Below are 23198 nucleotides of genomic sequence, written 5' to 3' on the forward strand. Positions count from 1 at the left end.
TGATTTATTTCGTATTGTTATTGACTATAGCAATAATGTGATTTTGGGGTCAAGACTTTATTAGTAGTCTTTCATAGACTGTTTAACCGCATCAATCGCCGTCGGATTATCCAAGGTTGACATATCGCCGGTGGGCTGGTTTTCTGCCAAAGCACGAATAGCGCGGCGCAAGATCTTGCCTGAGCGCGTCTTTGGCAGGGCCTGCGGAAAATACACAGCTGCAGGGCGCGCGATACCGCCAAGCGATTTGACCACCGCACCGATGATTTGCTGCTCAAGGCGAAAGCGGTTTTCCGTGTCTGCTACCTGCGCATGATCGCGCAGCACACAAAACGCGATAGGCAGCTCGCCTTTTAGCTCGTCCTTAATGCCAACAACCGCGCACTCTGCCATCTCTGGATGAGTGCTGATAGCCTCTTCAATTTCTTGGGTACCCAATCTATGACCTGCGACATTGATCACATCATCGGTGCGGCCGAGAATATAAAAGTAACCATCTTCGTCCATCACGGCATAGTCTGAGGTCGAGTACTGCTTATTATCAAACAGTTTAAAATAGCTACTCATAAAACGCTCATCATTGCGCCATACGGTCGTCAAACAGCCGGGCGGCAGAGGTGCCTTAATTGCCAGTAACCCCTTTTCGCCAGCAGCACACGGCTCTCCTGTTTCTTCATTAAGAACATGCGCCTCATAACCATACATCGGGTAGCCCGGCGAGCCTTGTTTGTGTGCTTTGTGATCAAACTTGGGCGTATTACTTAAAATCGGCCAGCCAGTTTCGGTCTGCCAATAATGATCCAAGATCGGTACGCCTAAATATTTGGTCAACCAGTTGGCAGTGGATTCATCAAGCGGCTCACCGGCTAAGAAAAAGGTTTTAAGGCTTGAGACATCGTAGCGTGTCATCCACGTCTCATCTTGTTTTTTGAGCATACGCACGCCCGTAGGCGCAGTAAATAAAATATTGACTTTATTGGCTTCCACAATTCGCCACCAGATACCGGGGTTAGGACGGTGCGGTAGCCCTTCATACATGACGCTGGTCATGCCAGCCAGTAGCGGCGCGTAGATAGTGTAGGAGTGCCCTACTGCCCAGCCGATATCCGATATCGCCCAAAAGGTCTCGCCCGCTTTGCCGTTGTAAACGTAGTCCATCGAGGTGGTAAGAGCGACGGCGTGACCACCGACATCACGCTGGACGCCTTTTGGCGTGCCAGTCGTGCCCGAGGTATAAAGCAAGTATGAAGGCTCGTTTGATTCTAGCCACACCGGCTCGACCACAGCGTTGGCATCACAGCTTTGACGGCGCTCGGTGGCATAATCGACATCTATGGTTTGCGCTTTAAAGGGCAAAATACCGCGGTTGACGACTAACACGGTTTCAGGCTTGTTAGTCGCTTGCTCGACGCCTTGATTGACCAAGTTTTTATAATTAATTACTTTGCCGCCGCGCAGACCAGCGTCAACAGTGATCACCATTTTGGCCTCGGCATCATCCATACGAATGGCTAGGTTGTGCGCGGCGAATCCACCAAACACCACCGAATGTATCGCGCCAATTCGCGCGCAGGCGAGCATGGCATAGGCGGCCTCCAAAATCATTGGCATATAAATGATCACGCGATCACCTTTGCCAACACCGCGGCGCTGCAATACATCTGCAAAATAATTGACCTCTTTATACAAAGCATTGTAGGTCAAGCGGCGTTTGGTGTAGTCGGTATAAAACTCAACGTTGTTATCTAACTCTTTAAAGGCATCCGTAATACCGGTAAACGTCTCAGTTAACTCTTGGTTAATCTCTGAGGATAGCCAAATAAAGGCATCTTGCTCAGCGCGCTCCGGCAGGTGACGATCCACGCAGTTGTAGCATAAGTTGGTCTCGCCGCCGACGAACCATTTAGCGAAAGGTAGATTGCTGTCATCAAGGATTTGCTCCGGCTGCTTGTGCCAGTAAATGCGCTCGGCCTGCTTTGCCCAGAACTGCTCGCGATCATTGATTGAGGACTGATAGATATCAGCAAAGGTAGGAGAAGCGGAGTCGGTATTGTCGTTAGAAGGGTGCTCGGTGGCTTGTTTGTTCATAATGGCTATCCTTAGCGTAAACAAAATATATTGTAATAAAGTACAGTTATATAAGATAAGGCATTAAATTAGCCAATGTTTAAACAAACAGTACTGGCTATCCTTGCCAAAATTAAAAAACCGATACCTGACAAACTGATACGTAGTGTATCGGTTTGATAGGTATCGGTTAAAATGTAGCAGAGCTATTGATAAAGGTCAATGTCTAAGTTTTTAAACTTAAACGTTTAATTTAAGCATTTAACCTATGAGACCTTAAACTTAAGCTTGATCGATGTACATCTCACGCATCACTTTTTTGTCGTGTTTGCCGACTGAAGTTTTGGGCAGATCATCAACGAACTTAAAGTCGCTGGGTATCCCGTATTTAGGAATAATGCCTTTGCTTACTGCCTGCTCGGCAACGGCCTTGATATCATCGCTACTGGTATCTTGGCAATCAGGCTTGAGTACCACCAAAGCTAGCGGACGCTCGCCCCATTGCTTATCTGGGATACCGATGACAGAGACATCAGAGACTGCTGGATGCAGGGATAAAATGGTCTCAATCTCAAGCGATGAGATCCACTCGCCGCCTGATTTAATCACGTCTTTTAGGCGATCGGTAATCTTGATATAGCCATCTTCTCGTATATAAGCAATATCTTGGGTATGCATATAGCCATGCTCCCAAAGCTCCTTGCCTGCATCATCATTCTTTAGATAGCTTTGGGTGAGCCAAGGGGCGCGTAGTACCAGCTCGCCAGTATGCTCTTTGCCCATGCCAACTGGTCTATTATCCTCACCCCAGACTTGGGCATCCACCATGAGTACAGGTTTACCTGTCATACAGCGGCGGGTCACCTCATCCTCTTCTGTCATCTCAGGCTCGCCCACACTAAAATCAGTTAAGCTAATAAGTGGCGCGGTCTCCGACATACCATAGCCGGTATAGACCTCGATACCTTGTGCTAATGCCGCTTTGGCTAAGCCCTCGGTCAACTTTGAGCCGCCAATAATCATCTTTAGGCCGTTAAAGCTGGCATCACGACTTTGCGCCTCGCCGAGTACCATTTGTAAAATGGTTGGTACACAGTGGGTAATACTGACCTTTTCATTGATGATTAAATCAAACAAGGTATCAGGAGCATAGCGGCCAGGATAGACTTGTTTAAGACCGGCCATAGTGGCGGTAAACGGGAAACCCCAAGCATGGACATGGAACATCGGCGTCATTGGCATATACACATCACCATAGCTGACGCCTTGCTTGGTCGGCAGCATACCCAATGACGCCGCTTCTGCTAGGCTGTGCAATACCAGCTGACGATGGCTAAAGAAGACCCCTTTTGGATCGCCTGTCGTACCTGAGGTATAAAAGGTGGTTGCAATGGTGTTTTCATCAAAGTCAGGAAACTTAAAACTGTCATCAGCTGCCTCTAGCAGCGCTTCATACTCGCCTACTACGCGGTCTTGACTATCACCAAATACCCCTTCGACCGTCACGCCATCATCGTCCAGCCAAATGATATGCTCGATACTGGAGTTTTCAAACTGATAATCTTTGACCATAGGCGCAAATTCAGAATTGAGCATGAGCACTTTGGGTTTGGCGTGATTAATGGTATAGAGCACCTTTTCTGGTGACAGGCGGATATTGACCGTTTGTAAGATATACTCAGACATCGGCACGGCAAAATAAGATTCAAGATAGCGATGCGAGTCCCAATCCATCACAGCGACCACATCGCCGGCATTAAGATTCAAATCTGCTAACACATTGGCTAAGCGGTTGATGCGGGTAAATAGGTCTTTGTAAGTAAAGCGCTTTTTGTCAGCGTAAACGATCTCTTGCTCGAGCGAAACCGTCTTGGCACGATTTAGAAGCTGCTTAATTAACAAAGGATAATCATAAGCGGAGGGAGCACTACTATAAGCGTTAGGCATTGGGTAACTTCCTTGTGGTAAATTCATTATTGTTTTGGTTGCTATTAAAAATCAACAACACTGGCAATTGATTTTTTTAAACCGCTGTCGTTATATCATTAATAATACATACACTTATCGATAGTAAGAAAAAACGATAGCTATGTAAAGTATACACGCGTAAGCAGATAGCACTAGGCGTTCGAGGATAATAGTTTCACCAGTACGCGCATTGTGTTAGTGCCTATCACTTTTAATTTTTGAGCGATCTGTTTTAAGCGGCTTGGGTTTTGGTTTTAATCATGCCAAAGCTGGCTATCAGTAATGCTAATACTTGCATAAATAATAGTAGCCAAACCGTCGACGTCCACTGCCCCCTAGCATAAGCTAATCCGCACAGCCACGCGCCCATGGTTCCGCCTGCATAATAAGCCATATAATACAATCCAGAAGCCAGCGAGCGCCCCTTTTTAACATTGACTGCAATGTAACTGATGGTCGCCGCTTGGGTGACAAACACGCCTGATGACATAATCGCTAGCCCAGCAATAACGCCCCATAGCGGCGCTACCAAGGTCAATAGCACACCAAACATGGAGACGATTACCGCGACTCGTACTGTTCGCGCTGAGCCAAAACGGCGTAGTAAGTTTGTCGATAAAGGGGTAATAATTACCCCAATTAGATATACGGCAAAGATGTTAGCCAGTGCACCAGTTCCTAGGTTGTAGGGCGATTTGGCTAGATGTAAGTTAATAAAAGTAAAACAGCCAACCAAAGAGAACAGCACGCAAGCTCCAAGCAAGCAGGCGGTCACTACATAACGATTGGTCAAATGCTCGCCTAAGGTCTGCATGGCTGAACGAAAATTGGGATTGGCCTCAAAATGGCGCGATGCCGGTAGCGTTTTACCTACCCATATCGCACCGATAAGCGTCATCACTGCCATCACGTAGTAACCGTGTCGCCAGCCTATAAACTCATGCAAATGGCCAAGTAAAAAACGTCCCATAAAGCCGCCAAATACAGCGCCTGAGACATAAAAAGACATCAGCTCGGTGACGGCGCGTCCTTCAAACTCCTCTCCAACATAAGCGATCGCTACTACCGTTATGCCAGGCACCGACAAGCCTTGCATAAAACGCCACAGCCCCATCCACTCAACACTAGGACTTTGTGCAATTAAAGCGGTAGGAATAGCTAGAAACAATAAAGCACCAACGATGAAAGACTTGCGTCCAACGGCATCTGAGAGCATACCCAAAAATGGCGACATAATCGCAATAGCCATTACCGTTGCACCTACGACCATCCCTGCTTGTACCTCGGTTGCTGATAAGTCGACCATCAATACTGGCAATATCGCCTGCACCGAATACACCTGCAAAAAGGCAAACATACCGATGAGGCCAATGGTTAATTTAAGAACCCATGAGGGCGAGTCATTTTGTGGTGACATAAGGTTCGCGGAATTCTGAGTATTATTTTTCGTATTATTCAATGGGCTACTGGCTATGTTAGGCACGAGTAATATCGGCGTGGGCAAAAAGACAGAACGCTAAATGTCTGCGCTTATAATGTTGATCAATAAGCGCATTATGGTAGCACACCAAATTGGAAATCTAGATTGAAAATGTTGTGTAAATTTAGTCATGAGCTTAAAGCTATCTTTCACGACATCAGCTGACGTACTGGCATGTTTTATGCAGAAAAATAACTTAAAAAACGCTTGGTAGTGTGACCCCGCCCAAAGCTGCATCTATTAGCGCATAAGCGAGTTATGAGCAGCATTAAAAACTTGCATACCAAATTGTGCATAAAAACGATTTTCAACGCAATAAATCAATTATATAAAGGCTATTTTGCATAAAATCGATTATGTTATATTTCAAATAATGATGAATGACCCAAAAATTAGGAAAAACCCTTTTTTAAGCTGTTTGAAAACCCGATTAAAAACAGACAATTACGATGTGGCTAAAAACAGAGGATAAAATAGAGTATTTTGCTTTCCAACCTTTATCGTCACTGAATTTTCCTTGCGCTGCACCGATTTCACTACTTTGTCCCTATATCTTGCACCCATAAAAAAGCCGCTCAAAGCGGCCTATAGTAATTATAATTTAGCATTTTAAAACATGAGTAGAATATAAAATCAATAACCTGGAACATTAGTTACTTTGACATTACTGCTTTTGTCTAACAGTAGCTTAACTGGCTTACTAGAAGCAGCTCTTAAACCAAATAATCCTGAACTACCCGCTGTCGTCCTTACATTATTCACTACCGTGCCAGTTGATAATTTGATGGCAAAGGTTAAACTTTGCTCACTAATAACGACATCATCAAAGGAAGAGTTTTTAAGTAACAATTCACCGCCGCTAGCGACACCCATCGCTCGAAACTGATGGCGCGTTCTTTTGAGATGCATGTTGCTAAACTCTTTTAGCTTTCGATCTGCTTTTAGACGTATATAAGCAGACCCTTCAGCATTACCAGATTTGATAAATTCGCAGTCCTCAAAGAACACGCTAAGATCATTAGCGTTACCTATATGAGTATCTTGAAAGATGACTTGGTTGTTGCCGTAATTATTGCCGGCATTCTCAAAAGTGACTCTTTTAAAGATAATGTCACGGTACTTATCATTAAGACTATTAGGCTCACAGTCAAATAAATACAGACCACTTATAAGCTCGCCCTGCTTTGAGGTAAACCTATTATCAAGACGAAATTTGCCGCGAGTAAATCTAAACCCTTGTCCTGAGACAAGAGTCACCGGGTTTCTAGCACTTGAGTCGACTAAGAAGTCCTCAGCCTCAAAATCAATCCGTCCGTCATACTTTAAATACAGACTATCGTAGCGGGCGCCGCTGGTCTTAAAGTTACGCAGACGTGCGCCGCGCTCTTGAATACGAATACAATGCAGCGCTCTGGTATTTTTTCGCGTGCCATTTCTATTTGACGTTATCTCGTTGCGCTGAGTTTGACCACGTACATCAAAACCGTCTAAAACAAAATCGACACCTCCTGATTTTACATCAACGACAGGTGACGATCCTGCAGCACGCAAAATAGTATCACTATTAGTGAACAGCTCAATATTAGGGCTATCAATTACCAGCTCACAAGGATAATCTCCTCTAGGGAATATAATTCGAGCGCCGCCGATAGACTTAGCATGATTTATGGCCGCTTGAGGGGATCTATAATCTTCAACATTTATCTCTGTAGGCATGATTTCAACTATATTCATATAAGTAGATAGATGCTTTATACCAATAGCGTATGTACACTGTCAAGCATTGTTGGATAAAAGGCTTAAATAATGTTTATAACGAATGTCTGTAAATATTCGAAGTCTTCAATAAGCAATAACAGAAGCTAACTATATATAACATACTCCTTCTCTTTTATAACAGGTTTTAGTAGTACTATCTTTAGAGTTGAGTCTTAATTATAACTACCTATTAAGGATAAAATAATGAGTGATAAAATTTACGATTTGGGTGCCGGTTTTTGGAGTATTCGTGGCTCATTTGTGAGAAACGGTATGATAGATATAGGCAACCAATCAGCACTAATAAAATTGCAGTCAGGGAAATTTATTCTTTTGGATAGCTATACCCTTACAGGCGAGGTACGCGAGCAAGTTATGGCGCTCACCAATAATGGTCAAGATATCGAGGCGGTGCTTAATGTACATCCTTTTCATACTGTGCACTGCGCGCGCGTAGCCAAAGATTTTCCGCACGCTACCTTTTATGGCAGTGCGCGTCATCACAAGGAAGTGCCAGAAGTTGACTGGAGCGATGATTATGTTGAGAGTGAAGCGGTAGCGCAGCGTTATCCTGAACTTGAATTCTCTGTGCCCAAAGGTATCTATTACATTGCACCCGATGATTCTGTACATTCAGGATCGCTCTTAGTCTTTCATCCCGCCAGCCAAAGCCTATATGTCGATGATACTTTTGAGATCCCCCCTTCAAAGCTGTTCAATGAAATACAAGCCGGTATAAACTTGCATGCCACTACTCTAAAAGCACTCAAAGATGAACCTGATGCAGGTAAAAACTACTGCGACTGGGCGACCGATTTGGCACATAAGTGGCGGGAGATACGTAATTTTTGCGGCGCGCATTCAGGTTTGGTTGTCTTTGAAGAAGGTAAGTTTGAGTCAGCACTACTGGCAACTATTGATAGCGCGCGTCCTGAGCTCGAAAACTCATAACCTTGCAAGTTTATCAGACTTACATTGATAAACTTACATAGTTATCAGCTTGTGCTAAGGTTGACTTGTTTTTTATTGCAGGTTTTAAGTCACATTAAAAACAACTATAAACCAGTCATTATTTAATTAAGGAATAAAAATGTCAGATAAGATTTATGATTTAGGTGCAGGATTCTGGAATATACAAGGTACATTTAAACTAGGCGGCGTTGTGGATATAGGTACGCAGTGCTCGCTGGTACAACTTGAGTCTGGAAAGTTCGTTTTTTTGGACAGCTATGAGCTAACTGATGAGGTACGTAAGCATGTGATGGAGTTGACTAACGATGGTCAGGACGTTGAGGCGGTACTCAACGTGCATCCTTTTCACACTGTGCACTGCGCGCAGATGGCAAAAGACTTCCCGCACGCTACTTTTTATGGCAGTAGCCGCCATCGCACAGAAGTGCCAGAGGTTGACTGGAGCGACGATCTGGTAGAGAGTGACGCGGTAGCCGAGCGCTATTCTGAGCTTGAATTCTCCTTGCCAGAAGGTATTCACTATATAGCGCCTAACGATAGCGTACATGCAGGCTCGCTACTCGTGCGTCATCCCGCTAGTAAAAGCGTGCACATTGATGACACCTTTATGAGTCCGCCATTTAAGATACTTAAAGCCGTGCTGCCTGAGCTGATGTTACATCCAACGACCAAAAAAGCACTTAAAGATGAACCCAACGCTGGTGAACAATATTGCGACTGGGTCATCCAGCTTGCCCATGACTGGCGCGATACTCATAACTTTTGTGCCGCGCATTCAGAAATGGTTAAGTTTGAAATTGGCGGCTTTGAAAAAGCTTTATTAAAAGCAGTAAAAAAAGCCCGCCCTAAACTTGAAGCGTCTTAAGCTTTTAAGTAGTTGCTAGAAAATAGTTTTTATCACATAAAGCAGAGTACATAAAAAGGCTACCAAAACTGGTAGTTTTTTTACGTCTTAATTATTCATTTTTACTTCAAATAGCAGTTTATAAGAGCAATGACGCTTTGTTATAAAACGTTCTTGTTATGCATATTCTTGTATCCAAACATATTAAAGCTTATAGGGTAAGTATTACTATACTCACTTTTATTACCCTGATTAGACAAAGGATTATCTTATGAATCGACATTACCTAACGACCGCTATCATGGCAGTGAGCCTGATCGGGGTTACTGCTTGCTCAAACAGTTATCAAGCTGATGATATGCCCGCAAACACAAGCCCTGTGGTAGTGGCATCGGATGATAGCAGCATAGACGAGCATGCCAGCTGGTCATACAGTGGTAGCACTGGGCCTGAATACTGGGGGGATGTCGAAGGCGCTAGCGCCTGTAAGATCGGTCAGGAGCAGTCTCCTATTGATATCACTCGGGTTACTGCTAGTGCTATGGACGCGCCTACGATCAATTATGGCAAATCAGCAAGTCTGAGCATCGATGATGACGGTCATACTATCGTCTATACTCCGAGCACCGCTGAGAATACAATTAATATTAATAATGAGCGCTTTGAGCTTAAACAGTTCCATTATCATACGCCAAGTGAACATCAACTTGGCAGCCAAAAGTACCCAGCTGAAGTTCATTTTGTGCATGCTAATAGTGATGGTAATTTGGCAGTTGTCGGTGTGATGCTACAACAAGGACAGCCAAATAGTGTCATGCGTACGCTGCTCGATGGCACCCAGCTAAGTAGCAATAATAATGCTGAATATACAGCAGACAATATCGATTTGTCGGCACTGATTCCAGCTATGCCTACCTTTTATCATTATCAAGGTTCACTGACTACACCGCCTTGTTCAGAACAAGTGCAGTGGTATGTGACCAAAGAACCACTAGAGCTGGCTGGTGAGCAGTTAGCTATTATGAGCCAATTGTATGAAGGCAATAATCGTCCTATCCAACCTCAAGGCTCGCGTGTCGTTGAGCAGCTTAGTAATTAAAGTTAGTAATTAACATCAGCTGATAAAAAAATAGAACGCTAGGTACTTAGAGCTCAAAATTAGTGATAAATTATGCTAGTTTTGAGCTTTTTTATGGCTTGCAAAACCAGCTAGTACAATAGACTTAATTAAATAATAAGGTTACAAGCTCTTCTTCATTATCGATAATATCTGCCAATGTATAACGCTCAAGTACACTAATAAAGGCAGTAAGCGCTTCAAAAAATACGCTCTTTAGTTGACAAACTGGACTGATCACGCAGCCCTGTGATGATGTTTTTACTGATTTGTCATCTGCTGATTGATTAATAAAGTCTAACTCATCAATAGACATAGTAGGTAGACTTTTTTTCTTAACCTGACTATCAACGTTGTCTTTATCAAGTAACGTTGTAGCAAAGCATTCAACCAATTCAAAATCAGGCTCAATTTGTTTGATCAGTATTCCTAAATTAATATCTTTGGGCGCACGTTTCAATCGAATACCGCCATTTTTACCGCGTATACTTTCGATATAGCCAAGCTTTGCCAATTGATGAATAATCTTGGTTAAATGACTTTTGGAGATATCGTAGCTGTCAGCAATATCGCTGATATTGGCCAGTGTTTGCGGTTCTGGTTTCACTGCTAAGTACATAAGCGAGCGCAGTGCGTAATCACTATAATTGGTTAGCCGCATGGGTTTACGCTCCTTTTTATTTTATCATTTCATTACACAAACTCAGTTAGCCAAACTCAGTTAGCCAAATAAGCCGTCAGGCCTTGGCCGTGCCAGCATCGGCAAATAACTACTGCAATAAAGTATAAAGCAAGCTATCCACGCGCCTTGAGTAATCATGATCCACAGCAGATAATGACTGGTATCGACTAAGGGCAATAATACCCGGCTAATAAATACCAGCACCATTAGTATAAACATAATGTTTACTGTTTTGGGCGGCTGATGAATACTGCGTCCGGTATGCCCAAGCGCTACTCGCGACATCATCGAGACGGTCATCATACCAACGCCTGCAATCGCCAATCCATGCATAGCAATACTATGAGTATAACCAAACCATGGCTGCAAAGCATACAGTAAAAAACTTAAGCACATCCCCAAAAACGCAATATAGAGCGACCACAGCAGCGGTTTTTGCCAGATATCACGATGATACCAGCCTGCTAAGCGTATAGTGTTGACCCCCGCTACGCCAAGCGCGGTAATGGTTAGCAAATACTTGTTAGGATAAAACACATCGACGATAAAAAAAGCTAAGAAAAAAGCTAGGCTGGCTATGTCTTGTACTTTACTGTTTCTAACTGTAATGCTCTTGTTTTTATCGCTACTCAGTCCGCGCTCAATAAAAAACGGTACCACACGCCGACCAATGGTTAATACCAGACCGATAATTAAGTAAAAGCCTAGATACATCCCTATACGGGTCAAATTCATGTCCGCACTAGCCACTCCCCAATAGCACAGCCCATTGCCGAGGGTTAATAAAGCCAGCTTGGATAAAATCCCCATCTGTTTGTATTGCTTGACTTGTAACACTGCACGGCTTATTACAAAAGCGGTAGAGCCAATAAACAACAAATCAAAAACAGCTGCTATATATAACGGCCAAGCGCTTTGCTCAAACCCAAAACCCCAACCCAAACCAAAGGCCAGCCAGCCCAAACGCGCTACCAGCCAGCACATAAAGATAGCCAGCAGCTTGTAGCCGTGCGGCATCATGACCCCCGTCCAAGTCTTGACCGCAGTTAATAAAAATCCGGCCACAACCGCTAATGCATAACCATAAACCATCTCATGGCCGTGCCAATACAATGGGTTAAGTGTTTGTGCGTCGATATGAGTATGTCCGGTAAATATAAACGACCACAGTACCATTGCTACCACCGCAAAGATGGCGGCTGCGCTAAAAAAGACACGAAAAGCTAAATTAAGAATAGGATGCGGTGAGGTTGGCGGATGACTGGGTAGATCAATAGCGTGCATAGCGATCTTCTTAACATTTATTTGTGAAAGACATATATCAAGAGATGGTACTTAACATATATTTTAAATGAATGTTATAAGTTATACAACGTCTATTCTGATAGTCAATCTCTAGAAGTATCATATTTAGACACCTGCTTGTTGTATAGCGCGCTTTTCTATCCTATTACTTTTCAATTTTAGTATAATGGCAGTTGTACTGCTACAGCCAACAAAGAGAGGATCACTATTAGCGTCACGTATACTCTTACCTTAAAATACTTAGTGTTGATGATATCAGCCAGATGCAAACCATAGTCAATTGCCAGCAAGCTCAGAAAACCTATGATTAGCAGCCAGATAAACCCTACAACTGATAAACTTAAAAATCCAAGCCATAAGAGAATAGCGACGATATTACTCAAGATAGGTAGTCTGATTGCCCACGGATTGTTATTGTCCAAGGTTAAATGATTGCCCCACTGTGCGCCTGCCATAAATGAGGCGATAACTAGACCGTACACAGATAAGATGTCTTCTGTATCCCCTAATACACGCACCGCTTCAATGCCTAAAGTAATGAAGACAGCACAAACGATAAAGGGTATAGTGCCAGCAAAGGTCAGATAAGGACTTGGTTTTTTCATAAAGTAAAATATACCTCCTATTAGTAAATCTAAATCAGCTTTTGTACAAAGCTGCTTAAAAACCAGCTTATTATCATACCAACCATTTATCTCTGAAGTCGCCATCGGGATCATGTTGCTGCGTTTGCTTTTTGAGATTAAATTGTCGGCAGCCTCTAGGGTCAGCGCCGACACCCGCTAAATATTGCCAATTGCCCCAGTTGCTAGCGACATCGTAATCAATCAGCTGCTGCTCAAAATAAGTGGCTCCATAACGCCAATCTAGCTCTAATTCATGGATGAAGGCGCTGGCGACCAGTTGCCGACCCCGATTGGACATGTAGCCAGTATTATTTAGCTGGCGCATACAAGCATTGACAATGGGATATGGCGTTGCGCCATTTTGCCACTGCTCAAGGCGCTGTTTATCATAGCCAGTTGACGGCGGCTGAGTGCTAATACCTTTAAACAAGAATAAGTCTTTTTGATGAGTCATGGCATACCAATAAAAATACTCGCGCCAAAGTAGCTCAAACCATATCCAATAAGTAGAATCATTGGCAATAACTTGACGCTCATAGCAACGCAGACGATTGAGTAAAGTCTGTACAGACAATGAGCCATTAGCAAGCCATGGCGAGAACTTAGTAGTATGGGACCAAGTATCTAGCGCATTGCGGGTGCTCTTATAAATACTTGGCGCTCTGGAGTCAAAGTAGCGCTCTAAATGAGCAAGCGCTTGGGTCTCCCCGCCTTTAAAGCGTGGTTCCAACTGCGCTCGCTCGTCAGATGCTTGCGCTGCAAAAAAACATTCTGTGTTTTGTGCCAAGCTCTCAGGTATCGGCGGCAGTCTTTTGGGCATGGGGCTAATATCGACGCCTTTTTGGGCATTTAATAAGTTGTGACTGTATTCTACCTTTTTGCGAAACTGAGTAAAGCTGTTGGGCAACTCTTTAGTTGGCATAGTAGCAAATAAAGTAGCCGTTGACTGACTATGCCAACTTATTTGTGGATATTTATTTTGCAAGGTTTCATAAGCTAGGTTTTGCGCATAATCTGCCGTTTGGCTAACGCAAATATCAGTAACCCCTTGCTCATCAATCAGCTGACATAACTGCACCGCTAAGCTCAATGTATCTGTAGAATCAGTCCCTTTTAAGTATAATAATTTATTACCCAGACTTTGTAGCGACTCATCTAAATCGCTTAAACTTTCTTCTAAAAAGCGGGTGCGAGCTTGACCCATCTCCTCAAAGTGATAAGACTGCCCCCAGTTTTTTTGGTTCAGTGTATCGGCTAAGAAGGCGGCATAAACCAGCAGCAATCGCGCATCACTACTCTCACTAGCCAATTGAGTCGCCATTGTCAAAGTGGCGTTGTCGTGTACGCGTAAGTCATTATGAAATAATACCAATACGACTCTTTTTTCGACAGGTTGATTCGACATAACTGAGTTCTCAATGAGTTTAGGTATTAAAGGCGCGGATTTGAACTGTTTTTTAAACTGTTTTTTAAACTGCTCTTAAACTATAGTATTTTACGTTACCCTGCACAGTATAAGGCTTGTTAAACTTTGGATATCAGCTTTTATTATCGTTACTACCACGGCAAGCATTGACTCTCGTTGAGCTGACTGATTAAATGATTGCTACTTAGGAGAATATTATGACAGAAGAGAATGCACCGAGTGAAAAGCGCAAAATTGTTAATAGGTTTTTAGTAAAGCTTACTAAAGAAGAGCCGCAAATGTATTACGCTTCTACCTCAGAGATTTCACGTAGTATTCATACGATGATTAAAGAGCATACCAATCGCTTATCGGTGGAAGAGCAGGCGCTGGTTAGAGGGATAACCGTTGAAGAGATTCAGTCTATATTGGGTTTTAAAGCTAAGTAATTTTTAAAGTTAAGTAATAAAGTCAAATAGCATTATATACTTTCATGCCTTGTCATCTACGAGCGCCCATAAAATAATACATACAAAAAGACCGCCACAATGGACGGTCTTTTTGCTCTCATAGTCAAACCAAATACTTATCAGTTTATGCCTGATTTTTAGTACGGCCAGCTTATAAAACGGTCAGCATTTAAAACGGATAGTCGCGCGGCTTATGCTGATATGAGATCCAATGCGTACGCGTCATCTCCTCTAGTACCCACTCGCCGTTGAAGCGGCCAATCCCTGAGTTTTTCTCACCACCAAAGGGCACGTTACTTTCATCGTTGACCGTAATATCGTTGATATGAGTCATGCCCGCCCTAATACCACGAGCGAAGCGCAAGCCCTTTTCCATATCCGTCGTGAACACTGAGCTTGACAGACCATATTCAGTATCATTGGCAAGCTTGAGCGCTTCAGCTTCATCTTTTGCGCGCACGATACCGACGAGTGGCCCAAAGATCTCATTACGGAATAACTCCATATCAGCGGTAACGTCTGTGAAAATATGCGGCGGCACCACTTGACCTTCAATATCGCCGCCGAGCAGCATTGTTGCGCCTTCTTCCTGTGCTTTGGCAATCTTATCTTTTAATGATTCAAGCTGATTTTCATTAACGATAGGACCAACGACGGTATCCTCTTTGCTAGGATCACCAAATTTTAAGGTCTTTACGTGAGTATGGAAGCGCTCAACGAAATCATCATAAACCTCATCTTCAACGATAATACGGTTAATAGCGATACAAATTTGACCTTGGTGAAGGAACTTACCAAAGACGGCTGCCTTTACTGCATTGTCAAGATCAGCATCTTTTAGTACCACAAATGGATTATTTCCACCTAGCTCCAAAGCTAATTGCTTGATGTAGTTGCCGCTATGAGCCAGCTCACCGATATGTTTGCCTACTGGCGTTGAACCAGTAAAAGATACAAAGCTTGGAATATCGTGCGTGACGATAGCATCTCCAATCTCGCTGCCTGCGCCAACCACCACATTGAGCAGACCTTTTGGCAGTCCCGCCTCTTCATATATCTTGGCTAATAATAAACCGCCCGTAATAGGAGTATCACTTGCAGGCTTGAGTACTACGGCGTTACCAAGTACCAAGGCTGGACCAACAGAGCGCTGGGTTAAATGGAATGGGAAATTCCATGGGCTAATGACAGCGACGACACCAACAGGCTCACGGTAAACGAAGTTTTGTTTACCCGGAATATTAGAAGGACGAATCTCGCCGTGTACACGGTTTGGGAACGTTGCTGCTTCAAGCGTCATCGCCCGTGCGATACTAAATTCAGTCATCGCTTTGATACGGGTACTACCCGACTCTTTAATCAGCCACTCAACAATCTCATCTTGGCGCTGATCTAAAATCTCTATAACTCTATACAGTAGCCCAGCACGTTCTGCTGGTAACTTTTTTGCCCACTCTTTTTGCGCCTCTTTAGCTGCCTCATAAGCCTCATCAAGCTGCTTATCTGTCGCTTGCTGAATCTCAACCAGCGTCTCACCACTGTAAGGGTTAGTATTGGTATTAATACTATCGTCTTGGCCTTTTTGCCACTTGCCTGCAATGTATTGTAAGTGAAAGTCGCTGTAGGCTTCATTAGCATTGACAGCTTTATTAGTATTATCAGACATAACTCTTCCTTTTATTTAGATATCATGATCAAAAAATATATTGTCTACTTTAAAGTTTGCTTACTGGTCTAAATTTAAGATCTGTAACGTTAACTTGCTAGACGACTGGTCTAATGCTACCATAGAGACCATCACAGAAACAACGGAAACTGTAAATTCTTAATTATAAACTTTGTTAATAGAGTAACTTTTAATAGAGAAATCGGCACAGACAGTTTTAAATAACAACTTGTTTTTTATACAAATATTTTTTATACATATATATAGAAAAAACTTAGGGAGAATGTGACTTTTATGTCCGTTACTACATCTATGTCCACTACTACATCAGTTCCAGTGATTCAGCCTACACCTGAGAGCTTAACTCATAACGAACCCAATAATACTAAAACGCACTTACTAGCGATTGGTTATCAGCTTATTGCCCAAAAAGGCTTTACCGCTGTCGGCATTAAACAGATATTAGATACCGCTGGCGTACCTAAAGGCTCGTTTTATCACTACTTTGCTTCAAAAGAAACCTTTGGCGAAGCCATCATAAAGCACTACTTTACCAACTATAAGAAACGACTTGATGCTATTGGCAATTCGCAGAACATTAACGCTCAGCAAAAACTCTACAATTACTTTCAGAACTGGTATGACACCCAGCAAAATGGCTGCAACCATGAAAAGTGCTTGGTAGTAAAATTGAGCGCTGAAGTCGCTGATATGTCAGAGCCTATGCGTATTGCGCTTGATAACGGACGTGCACAGACTATCGACTGGATCTCAGAGCAGATTAAGGCGGGATGGGTAGATAATTCTATTCCTCCTCAAGACAATATTGGCGCTGAGAGTATCGCTAAGCGTTGGTACTTTGCTTGGCTTGGTGCTAGCCTCATTGCTAAGATTAGCCAAACCAATACCCCACTTGCCGAAGTTTGGCAAATGACGACGACTCAGTTAGGACGCTAAATTTATAAGCAAGAGCAATAGGAGAGTTTTGTAACTATTTTAAAAATTGACTAGACGACCGGTCTAATTAATGTACAATACTGACGAATGCTAATGTCTCGTATGATTCTTTTTAGCTATTAAAAATTTAAGAAATGTTAGGAATAATATGAAAAACTTCCAATATTACAATCCGGTACGTATCGTCTTCGGCGAAGGTCAAATCGAACAATTATCAGATCTAATCCCCAATGAGGCGCGAGTGCTCATCACCTATGGTGGCGGTTCAGCGGAGCGTACTGGTACTTTAGATGAAGTGAGAGCAGCGCTGACTGCTAATGATAACCGCAGCGTGTTTGAATTTGGTGGTATTGAACCAAATCCAGAATTTAGTACGCTATTAAAAGCAGCGGATATGGTTAATGAGCACGATATTGACTTTCTATTAGCAGTTGGTGGCGGTTCGGTCATTGATGGTACGAAGTTTGTGGCGCTGGTTTCTTCGTTAACTGAGTCAGATGGTACGGTATCACGTGATAAGGCATGGGAGGCTTTAACCAGCTACTGTAAAAATATAGATTCTGCTGTTGATTTAGGAGCAGTTTTAACTATTCCAGCAACGGGTTCAGAGATGAACTCAGGCGGTGTGGTCAACTATAGCGAACGTCAAGCGAAGTTGCCGTTTAACAATCCTTTAGCGTTTCCTAAATTCTCAATTTTAGATCCAACTAAAACTTTAACATTGCCGGAACGCCAAGTCATGAACGGTGTCGCAGATGCTTTTGTTCATGTGATAGAGCAGTATCTCACTTATCCGGTCGATGCTAAAGTCCAAGACGCTTTTGCTGAAAGTTTACTTAAAATACTTATCAGTGAAGGTTTAGCTGTCAAAAATGACCCAGATAATTTGGACACGCGTAAAAACATCATGTGGACCGCAACGATGGCATTGAATGGCACACTTGGCGCAGGCGTGCCGCAGGATTGGACGACACATATGATCGGCCATGAGCTGACTTCACTGCATGGTATTGATCACGCGCGAACACTGACTATTTTATTACCGTCGACCTTGCGTGAGCTCAAAGACAGCAAAAAAGAAAAATTACTTCAGTACGCGCGTAATGTTTGGAGCATTAGCGGTACAGAACAAGGTCAAGAATTAGATGAGGACACCATTATCGAGATGGCTATCGTCTATACCGAAAACTTTTTCCGTGAGCTGGATCTGCCAGTAAGTTTAGCCGATGCAAAACTAGATGCTTCAGTGATTGAACCTATTGTTAATCAGTTAGAAGCACACAATATGGTGAAGCTGGGCGAACATCAAACCAATGATTTAGCAGTATCGCGCCGGATTTTGGAGCGTGCAGTAACCAGTAAAGCCTCATAAAACTTTTGTAGTTACTACAAAATAAGATGATCAGCACAGACATTTACTTAACATAACAATAGATAAGGAAAATAATTATGAGTTTTGATAAAGCACAGAATCAACAACAAAACCGTCAAATTAAACTGGCCAGCCGTCCTCATGGTCAGCCTAAACCAGATAACTTTGAGCTAACCACTAGCGATATCCCAAAACCCAAAGACAACGAGATGTTACTACGTACCGTTTATCTGTCATTAGATCCCTACATGCGCGGGCGTATGAGCGATGCTAAAAGCTACGCTGAGCCTATGGAAGTTGGTGATGTGATTGTAGGTGGTACGGTCGCTCAAGTCGTAGAATCTAATATCGATAAATTTGCTAAAGGCGATCTTGTGGTCTCAAACTCTGGCTGGCAGGATTATAGCGTCAGTAATGGCGAAGGCGTTCTAAAACTTGACAAAGATATGGCGCATCCCTCTTATGGTTTAGGCGTGCTTGGTATGCCAGGATTTACCGGATACATGGGGCTAACTGATATCGGTAAACCTCAAAAAGGCGAAACCTTAGTCGTTGCCGCAGCAACAGGCCCAGTCGGTGCAACGGTCGGTCAAGTGGGTAATCAGTTCGGCGTGCGTAGTGTCGGTATTGCTGGCGGTAAAGAGAAATGCGACTTTGCGGTAAATGAGCTGGGGTTTGATGTTTGTATTGATCATAAAGCTGACAACTTCGCTGAGCAATTAAAGCAAGCTTGTCCAGATGGTATCGACATCTACTACGAAAACGTGGGCGGTAAAGTATTTGACGCGGTGTTACCACTCCTAAATGCACATGCGCGTATTCCGGTTTGCGGTCTCGTGTCTCAGTATAACGCGACTGAGCTGCCTGATGGTAAAGACCGTTTGGGTCTATTGTTCCGCAATGTCCTAAGTAATCGTTTAACGATTAAAGGGTTTATTATCCACGAAGAGTACGGTAATCACTTCCCTGAATTCCTCAAAACCATGAGCAAATGGGTAGAATCAGGCGAGGTGAAAACCAAAGAGTACGTTGCTGAGGGCTTAAACGAAGCACCAAACGCTTTTGTTAATATGCTAAATGGTGATAACTTTGGTAAGACGGTCGTAAAAGTCTCTGATGTTGAATAACTTGAGATAAGTATTTAGCGTCAGATAATTGGCGCTAAATATGTTTTAAGTAACAGCAAACAATAATTAATAATAACTAATATAATCAACAACTAAGGATAATTATGAAAATTTTAATGGTACTAACTTCACATGACAAATTGGGCGATACGGGCAAAAAAACGGGCTTTTGGCTCGAAGAATTTGCCGCCCCTTACTACGCTTTTATTGACGTAGGCGCTGAAGTAACCCTTGCCTCTCCTGCTGGTGGTCAGCCGCCGCTTGATCCCAGTAGCGATACTGAGGATACGCAAACTAAAGATACCAAACGCTTCAAAGACGATAAAGAGGCTCAAAAACATCTTGCTACTACTAAAAAGCTTGCGGATGTAAAAGCTGAAGATTTTGATGCGGTATTCTATCCAGGTGGCCACGGTCCATTGTGGGACTTAGCAGTCAGCGAAAACTCTATCAATTTAATAGAAAACTTTGTTAAACAAGATAAGCCTGTTAGTTTTGTTTGTCACGCGCCAGCAGCGCTTAAAAATGTTAAAGTTGATGGTGAATACTTGGTAAAAGGTAAAACGGTTACTGGCTTTACCAATACCGAAGAAGAAGGCGTTGGCCTAACAGACGTAGTGCCGTTTTTAGTAGAAGATGTCCTAAAAGCCAATGGCGGCAACTATGAAAAAGGCGCGGATTGGGAGTCGTATGTCGTTGAAGATGGCCTACTTATCACCGGTCAAAACCCAGCTTCCTCAGAAGATGCGGCTAAGCTTTTACTAAAAAGACTTAATGGTTAAAAGCTGCTGCTAAAAGATATGGATATAAAACCATTTAATAAAAAGGATAATACTATGATTCGCTTACACCATCTTAATCAATCACGCTCGCTACGTATTCTATGGCTGTTAGAGGAGCTCGGTGAGCCGTATGAAGTTACCAGCTATCAACGTGATGCCAAAACCAATTTGGCACCCAAAAGCCTAAAAGAAGCTCATCCACTCGGCAAGTCGCCCGTTATTGAGATTGATGGCGAGGTCTACGCAGAATCAGGTGCCATAACCCAGCTGTTGATTGAACGTTTTGCACCAGAGCGCCTACGTCCTGCTTTTGATAGCACTGATTACGGTCACTATTTAGAGTGGATTGATTTCGCTGAAAGCTCCTTAATGGTACCACTATTACTAGAGCTGTTTGTCAATAAAGCTGGTGTTAGCGATAACGAGTTTTTAAATGGCTATATTGCGCAAGAAAAAAACAATTTACTTAGCTATTTGGACGACACATTGAATGGTAAGTCTTATATCGTAGGCGATAAGCTTAGCGGAGCTGATTTTATGCTGTCTTTTGATCTTATTATGCTAGCCAAGCGCGGGGCGTTAGAAAACTACCCTAACATCAAAGAGTATGCCTCAAAGCTTAGTAAAATTGATAGCTATCAGCGCGCGATGGATCTTGAAGCTAAGTATGATGAAAATGAATCTGCTTAGATAAATTTATCTAGACGCCTGTATTGAAAATGATAAAATAGTCCAAGTCTATCTTGGACTATTTTTTATTGCTCATAGCAACTTATCAAACAGTCATACCCATTTATCTTATTGACTATCAGCTCGTTACTTTTCACCTAAATTACTATCTGCCTATGAGTACTGAGTACCGTTTCAAACCGCATGAAAAGCCTTTTATGGTTGGCTCCCCTGCCAACCCTGATCACCCTACCTATCGTAAAGTATTCTACTTGCTTATTGGTATTTTTATTGGTCTAACCGCCAGTTTTCAAAATGGCTTGTTGGTTGCCAACCTGAGCCAAATTCAAGGTGAGCTGGGCTTAACTCCTATCGAAGGGGGCTGGATATCGGTTGCTTATAATATGACCAATGTCTGTATCACAGTATTACTATACAAAATACGTCAACAGTTTGGTATGTCATTGTTTAGCAAAATTACTCTGTTTTTTCTACTGCTTGCTACTAGTATGCAGTGGCTGGTCAGTAGCGGTCTAGTGACTACATCCATTGGCGAATGGTTAGACCCCTATTATTTAGAGATTATTGCACGCAGCTTTAGTGGTATAGTTGCTAGCGCTATGACCGTACTGGCTATTTTTTATTGTCTGCAAGGCATGCCAGCAGCAAAACGTATCAGTGGTTTGATTCTAGGCTTTGGTCTAGTACAGCTAGGTATTCCACTATCACGTATTATCTCGCCTTATCTCGCGGTTGATGGCCAGTTAGAAAACCTATTTCTCTTTGAGTTTGGTCTGACTTTAATTTGCTTTGGACTCATTAATCTGCTTGAGCTGCCCCCTGGTAATACTGAAAAGGTATTTGAGAAGCTTGATATCATTAGTTTTAGCTTTTTTGCCAGTGGACTTGCCGCATTATCAGTGTTTTTGGTGCAAGGTAGGATTCAGTGGTGGACGACGCCTTGGCTAAGTTTCCCTTTGATCATTGCTGTTGCTACTATCTCTATCGCTTTGTGGATTGAAACGCATCGCAAAAACCCAATGTTGCAAGTACGCTGGATGCGTAGTCGCATGATTATTGCTTTTATGATTACCGGAGCGGCTATGCGTATTTTGCTCTCTGAGCAAAGTGTAGGTACAGCAGGATTATTAGCTACTCTTGGCTATGGTAATGATCAAATGGTGATATTTTATGCGGTTATATTGATTGCAAGTATACTGGCGTTAGTTATTAGTATCTTTCGTACTAATGCAATGGAGCTGCGGCGACCGGTTATTTTTGCGGTAGCGCTGATCGCCTTAGGAGCTTGGATAGACACTGGTGTCTCAATAAATTCTGCGCCTTATATGTTCTACGGCAGTCAATTTTTGATTGCTTTTGCAGCTATATACTTTATGGGGCCGATGGTCTTTGAAGGCATGTTCCGCGCTATTGCTAATGGTCCCGCTTACATTATCAGCTTTTCGGTGATTTTTAGTATCTCTCAAACTATCGGTGGTCTTGCTGGGGCAGCAGCTATCCAAGCATTCACTACTATACGCACCAAAATGCATTATGCAGATATGGTCAGCTCCGTTAACTTAGGTAATCCTGCATTGTCAGGACAGATTGCGGGAACGCGTAATGCCATATCTACTCAAGTCTCAGATCCAGCGCAAACAAATATCGCGGCTATGCAGCAAGTGCTACAAAGTATTCAACAGCAAGCCGCCATTGCAGCTTATGATGATTTGTTTTTTATAATGGGCAGCATTGCCACAGTAACTGCTGTTATTTTATTAATTAACTATCTCTATTATCGTTATCATAAAATTAACCCTTTAGGTAAAGAGCTGGCCGCTATTGCTAAGATGCGTGAGCAGAAGTGATTCAACCGAATTACTAAAGATCGATAAAACGATCCTTAATACATGATTAATTCTTCATAAAAA

The 23198-nt window shown here is 42.8% G+C and carries 19 protein-coding genes; 10 read left to right on the forward strand and 9 right to left on the reverse strand.

Translation table 11 applies throughout. The features are described 5' to 3' along the window. Positions 1 to 60: 60 nt before the first annotated feature. The 4 genes from ACR63N_RS08005 to ACR63N_RS08020 form a co-directional block, all read right to left on the reverse strand. Complete coding sequence (locus tag ACR63N_RS08005) at positions 61 to 2088, reverse strand: propionate--CoA ligase (protein ID WP_472781818.1); 2028 nt, start codon at positions 2086 to 2088, stop codon at positions 61 to 63. Between the two features lie 261 nt (positions 2089 to 2349). Beyond that, a complete protein-coding gene (locus ACR63N_RS08010) occupies positions 2350 to 4014 on the reverse strand; it encodes a fatty acid--CoA ligase (protein ID WP_472781819.1) in 1665 nt (554 codons plus the stop codon). 253 nt (positions 4015 to 4267) lie between these two features. Beyond that, positions 4268 to 5452, reverse strand: a complete 1185-nt coding sequence (locus tag ACR63N_RS08015) for an MFS transporter (RefSeq protein ID WP_472781820.1) — start codon at positions 5450 to 5452, stop codon at positions 4268 to 4270. 696 nt (positions 5453 to 6148) lie between these two features. Beyond that, a complete protein-coding gene (locus ACR63N_RS08020) occupies positions 6149 to 7231 on the reverse strand; it encodes a hypothetical protein (protein WP_367104362.1) in 1083 nt (360 codons plus the stop codon). A gap of 246 nt (positions 7232 to 7477) precedes the next feature. Here ACR63N_RS08020 and ACR63N_RS08025 point away from each other — a divergent pair, with 246 nt between their 5' ends. The 3 genes from ACR63N_RS08025 (at position 7478) to ACR63N_RS08035 (ending at position 10188) form a co-directional block, all read left to right on the forward strand. Continuing rightward, positions 7478 to 8224, forward strand: coding sequence for a hypothetical protein (locus tag ACR63N_RS08025; protein WP_367104361.1), 747 nt, complete (start codon positions 7478 to 7480; stop codon positions 8222 to 8224). A 139-nt stretch (positions 8225 to 8363) separates the two neighbouring features. After that, positions 8364 to 9110 (forward strand): hypothetical protein, encoded by a 747-nt coding sequence (locus ACR63N_RS08030; RefSeq protein ID WP_367110052.1) that lies wholly within the window; start codon positions 8364 to 8366, stop codon positions 9108 to 9110. Between the two features lie 250 nt (positions 9111 to 9360). Beyond that, on the forward strand, positions 9361 to 10188 hold the full coding sequence (locus ACR63N_RS08035) for a carbonic anhydrase (RefSeq protein ID WP_367110053.1): 828 nt from the start codon (positions 9361 to 9363) through the stop codon (positions 10186 to 10188). A gap of 124 nt (positions 10189 to 10312) precedes the next feature. Here ACR63N_RS08035 and ACR63N_RS08040 read toward each other — a convergent pair whose 3' ends face one another. The 4 genes from ACR63N_RS08040 to ACR63N_RS08055 all read right to left on the reverse strand — a co-directional run bounded on the left by ACR63N_RS08040 (position 10313) and on the right by ACR63N_RS08055 (position 14224). Then, a complete protein-coding gene (locus ACR63N_RS08040) occupies positions 10313 to 10867 on the reverse strand; it encodes an Rrf2 family transcriptional regulator (protein ID WP_367106939.1) in 555 nt (184 codons plus the stop codon). A gap of 60 nt (positions 10868 to 10927) precedes the next feature. Next, positions 10928 to 12172, reverse strand: coding sequence for an NnrS family protein (locus ACR63N_RS08045; RefSeq protein ID WP_367110054.1), 1245 nt, complete (start codon positions 12170 to 12172; stop codon positions 10928 to 10930). A gap of 179 nt (positions 12173 to 12351) precedes the next feature. After that, positions 12352 to 12798, reverse strand: coding sequence for a DUF3429 domain-containing protein (locus tag ACR63N_RS08050; protein WP_367110055.1), 447 nt, complete (start codon positions 12796 to 12798; stop codon positions 12352 to 12354). Between the two features lie 73 nt (positions 12799 to 12871). Next, positions 12872 to 14224, reverse strand: a complete 1353-nt coding sequence (locus ACR63N_RS08055; protein ID WP_472781821.1) for a DASH family cryptochrome — start codon at positions 14222 to 14224, stop codon at positions 12872 to 12874. A gap of 218 nt (positions 14225 to 14442) precedes the next feature. Here ACR63N_RS08055 and ACR63N_RS08060 point away from each other — a divergent pair, with 218 nt between their 5' ends. After that, on the forward strand, positions 14443 to 14673 hold the full coding sequence (locus ACR63N_RS08060; protein ID WP_367106935.1) for a hypothetical protein: 231 nt from the start codon (positions 14443 to 14445) through the stop codon (positions 14671 to 14673). Positions 14674 to 14863: 190 nt separating this feature from the next. Here ACR63N_RS08060 and ACR63N_RS08065 read toward each other — a convergent pair whose 3' ends face one another. Then, positions 14864 to 16360 (reverse strand): aldehyde dehydrogenase family protein, encoded by a 1497-nt coding sequence (locus ACR63N_RS08065; protein ID WP_367106934.1) that lies wholly within the window; start codon positions 16358 to 16360, stop codon positions 14864 to 14866. 312 nt (positions 16361 to 16672) lie between these two features. Between ACR63N_RS08065 and ACR63N_RS08070 the strand changes: the two genes are divergently transcribed. The 6 genes from ACR63N_RS08070 (at position 16673) to ACR63N_RS08095 (ending at position 23135) form a co-directional block, all read left to right on the forward strand. Continuing rightward, positions 16673 to 17317 (forward strand): TetR/AcrR family transcriptional regulator, encoded by a 645-nt coding sequence (locus ACR63N_RS08070; protein ID WP_367107010.1) that lies wholly within the window; start codon positions 16673 to 16675, stop codon positions 17315 to 17317. Between the two features lie 148 nt (positions 17318 to 17465). Further along, positions 17466 to 18689, forward strand: coding sequence for an iron-containing alcohol dehydrogenase (locus ACR63N_RS08075; protein WP_367106933.1), 1224 nt, complete (start codon positions 17466 to 17468; stop codon positions 18687 to 18689). A gap of 77 nt (positions 18690 to 18766) precedes the next feature. Further along, positions 18767 to 19816, forward strand: a complete 1050-nt coding sequence (locus ACR63N_RS08080) for an NADP-dependent oxidoreductase (RefSeq protein WP_472781822.1) — start codon at positions 18767 to 18769, stop codon at positions 19814 to 19816. Positions 19817 to 19920: 104 nt separating this feature from the next. Beyond that, positions 19921 to 20598, forward strand: coding sequence for a type 1 glutamine amidotransferase domain-containing protein (locus tag ACR63N_RS08085; protein ID WP_472781823.1), 678 nt, complete (start codon positions 19921 to 19923; stop codon positions 20596 to 20598). Between the two features lie 54 nt (positions 20599 to 20652). Continuing rightward, positions 20653 to 21288, forward strand: coding sequence for a glutathione S-transferase family protein (locus ACR63N_RS08090; protein WP_367106930.1), 636 nt, complete (start codon positions 20653 to 20655; stop codon positions 21286 to 21288). A 155-nt stretch (positions 21289 to 21443) separates the two neighbouring features. Beyond that, a complete protein-coding gene (locus ACR63N_RS08095; protein ID WP_367104348.1) occupies positions 21444 to 23135 on the forward strand; it encodes an efflux MFS transporter permease in 1692 nt (563 codons plus the stop codon). Positions 23136 to 23198: the final 63 nt, after the last annotated feature.

The organism is Psychrobacter sp. M4, from assembly GCF_055699795.1.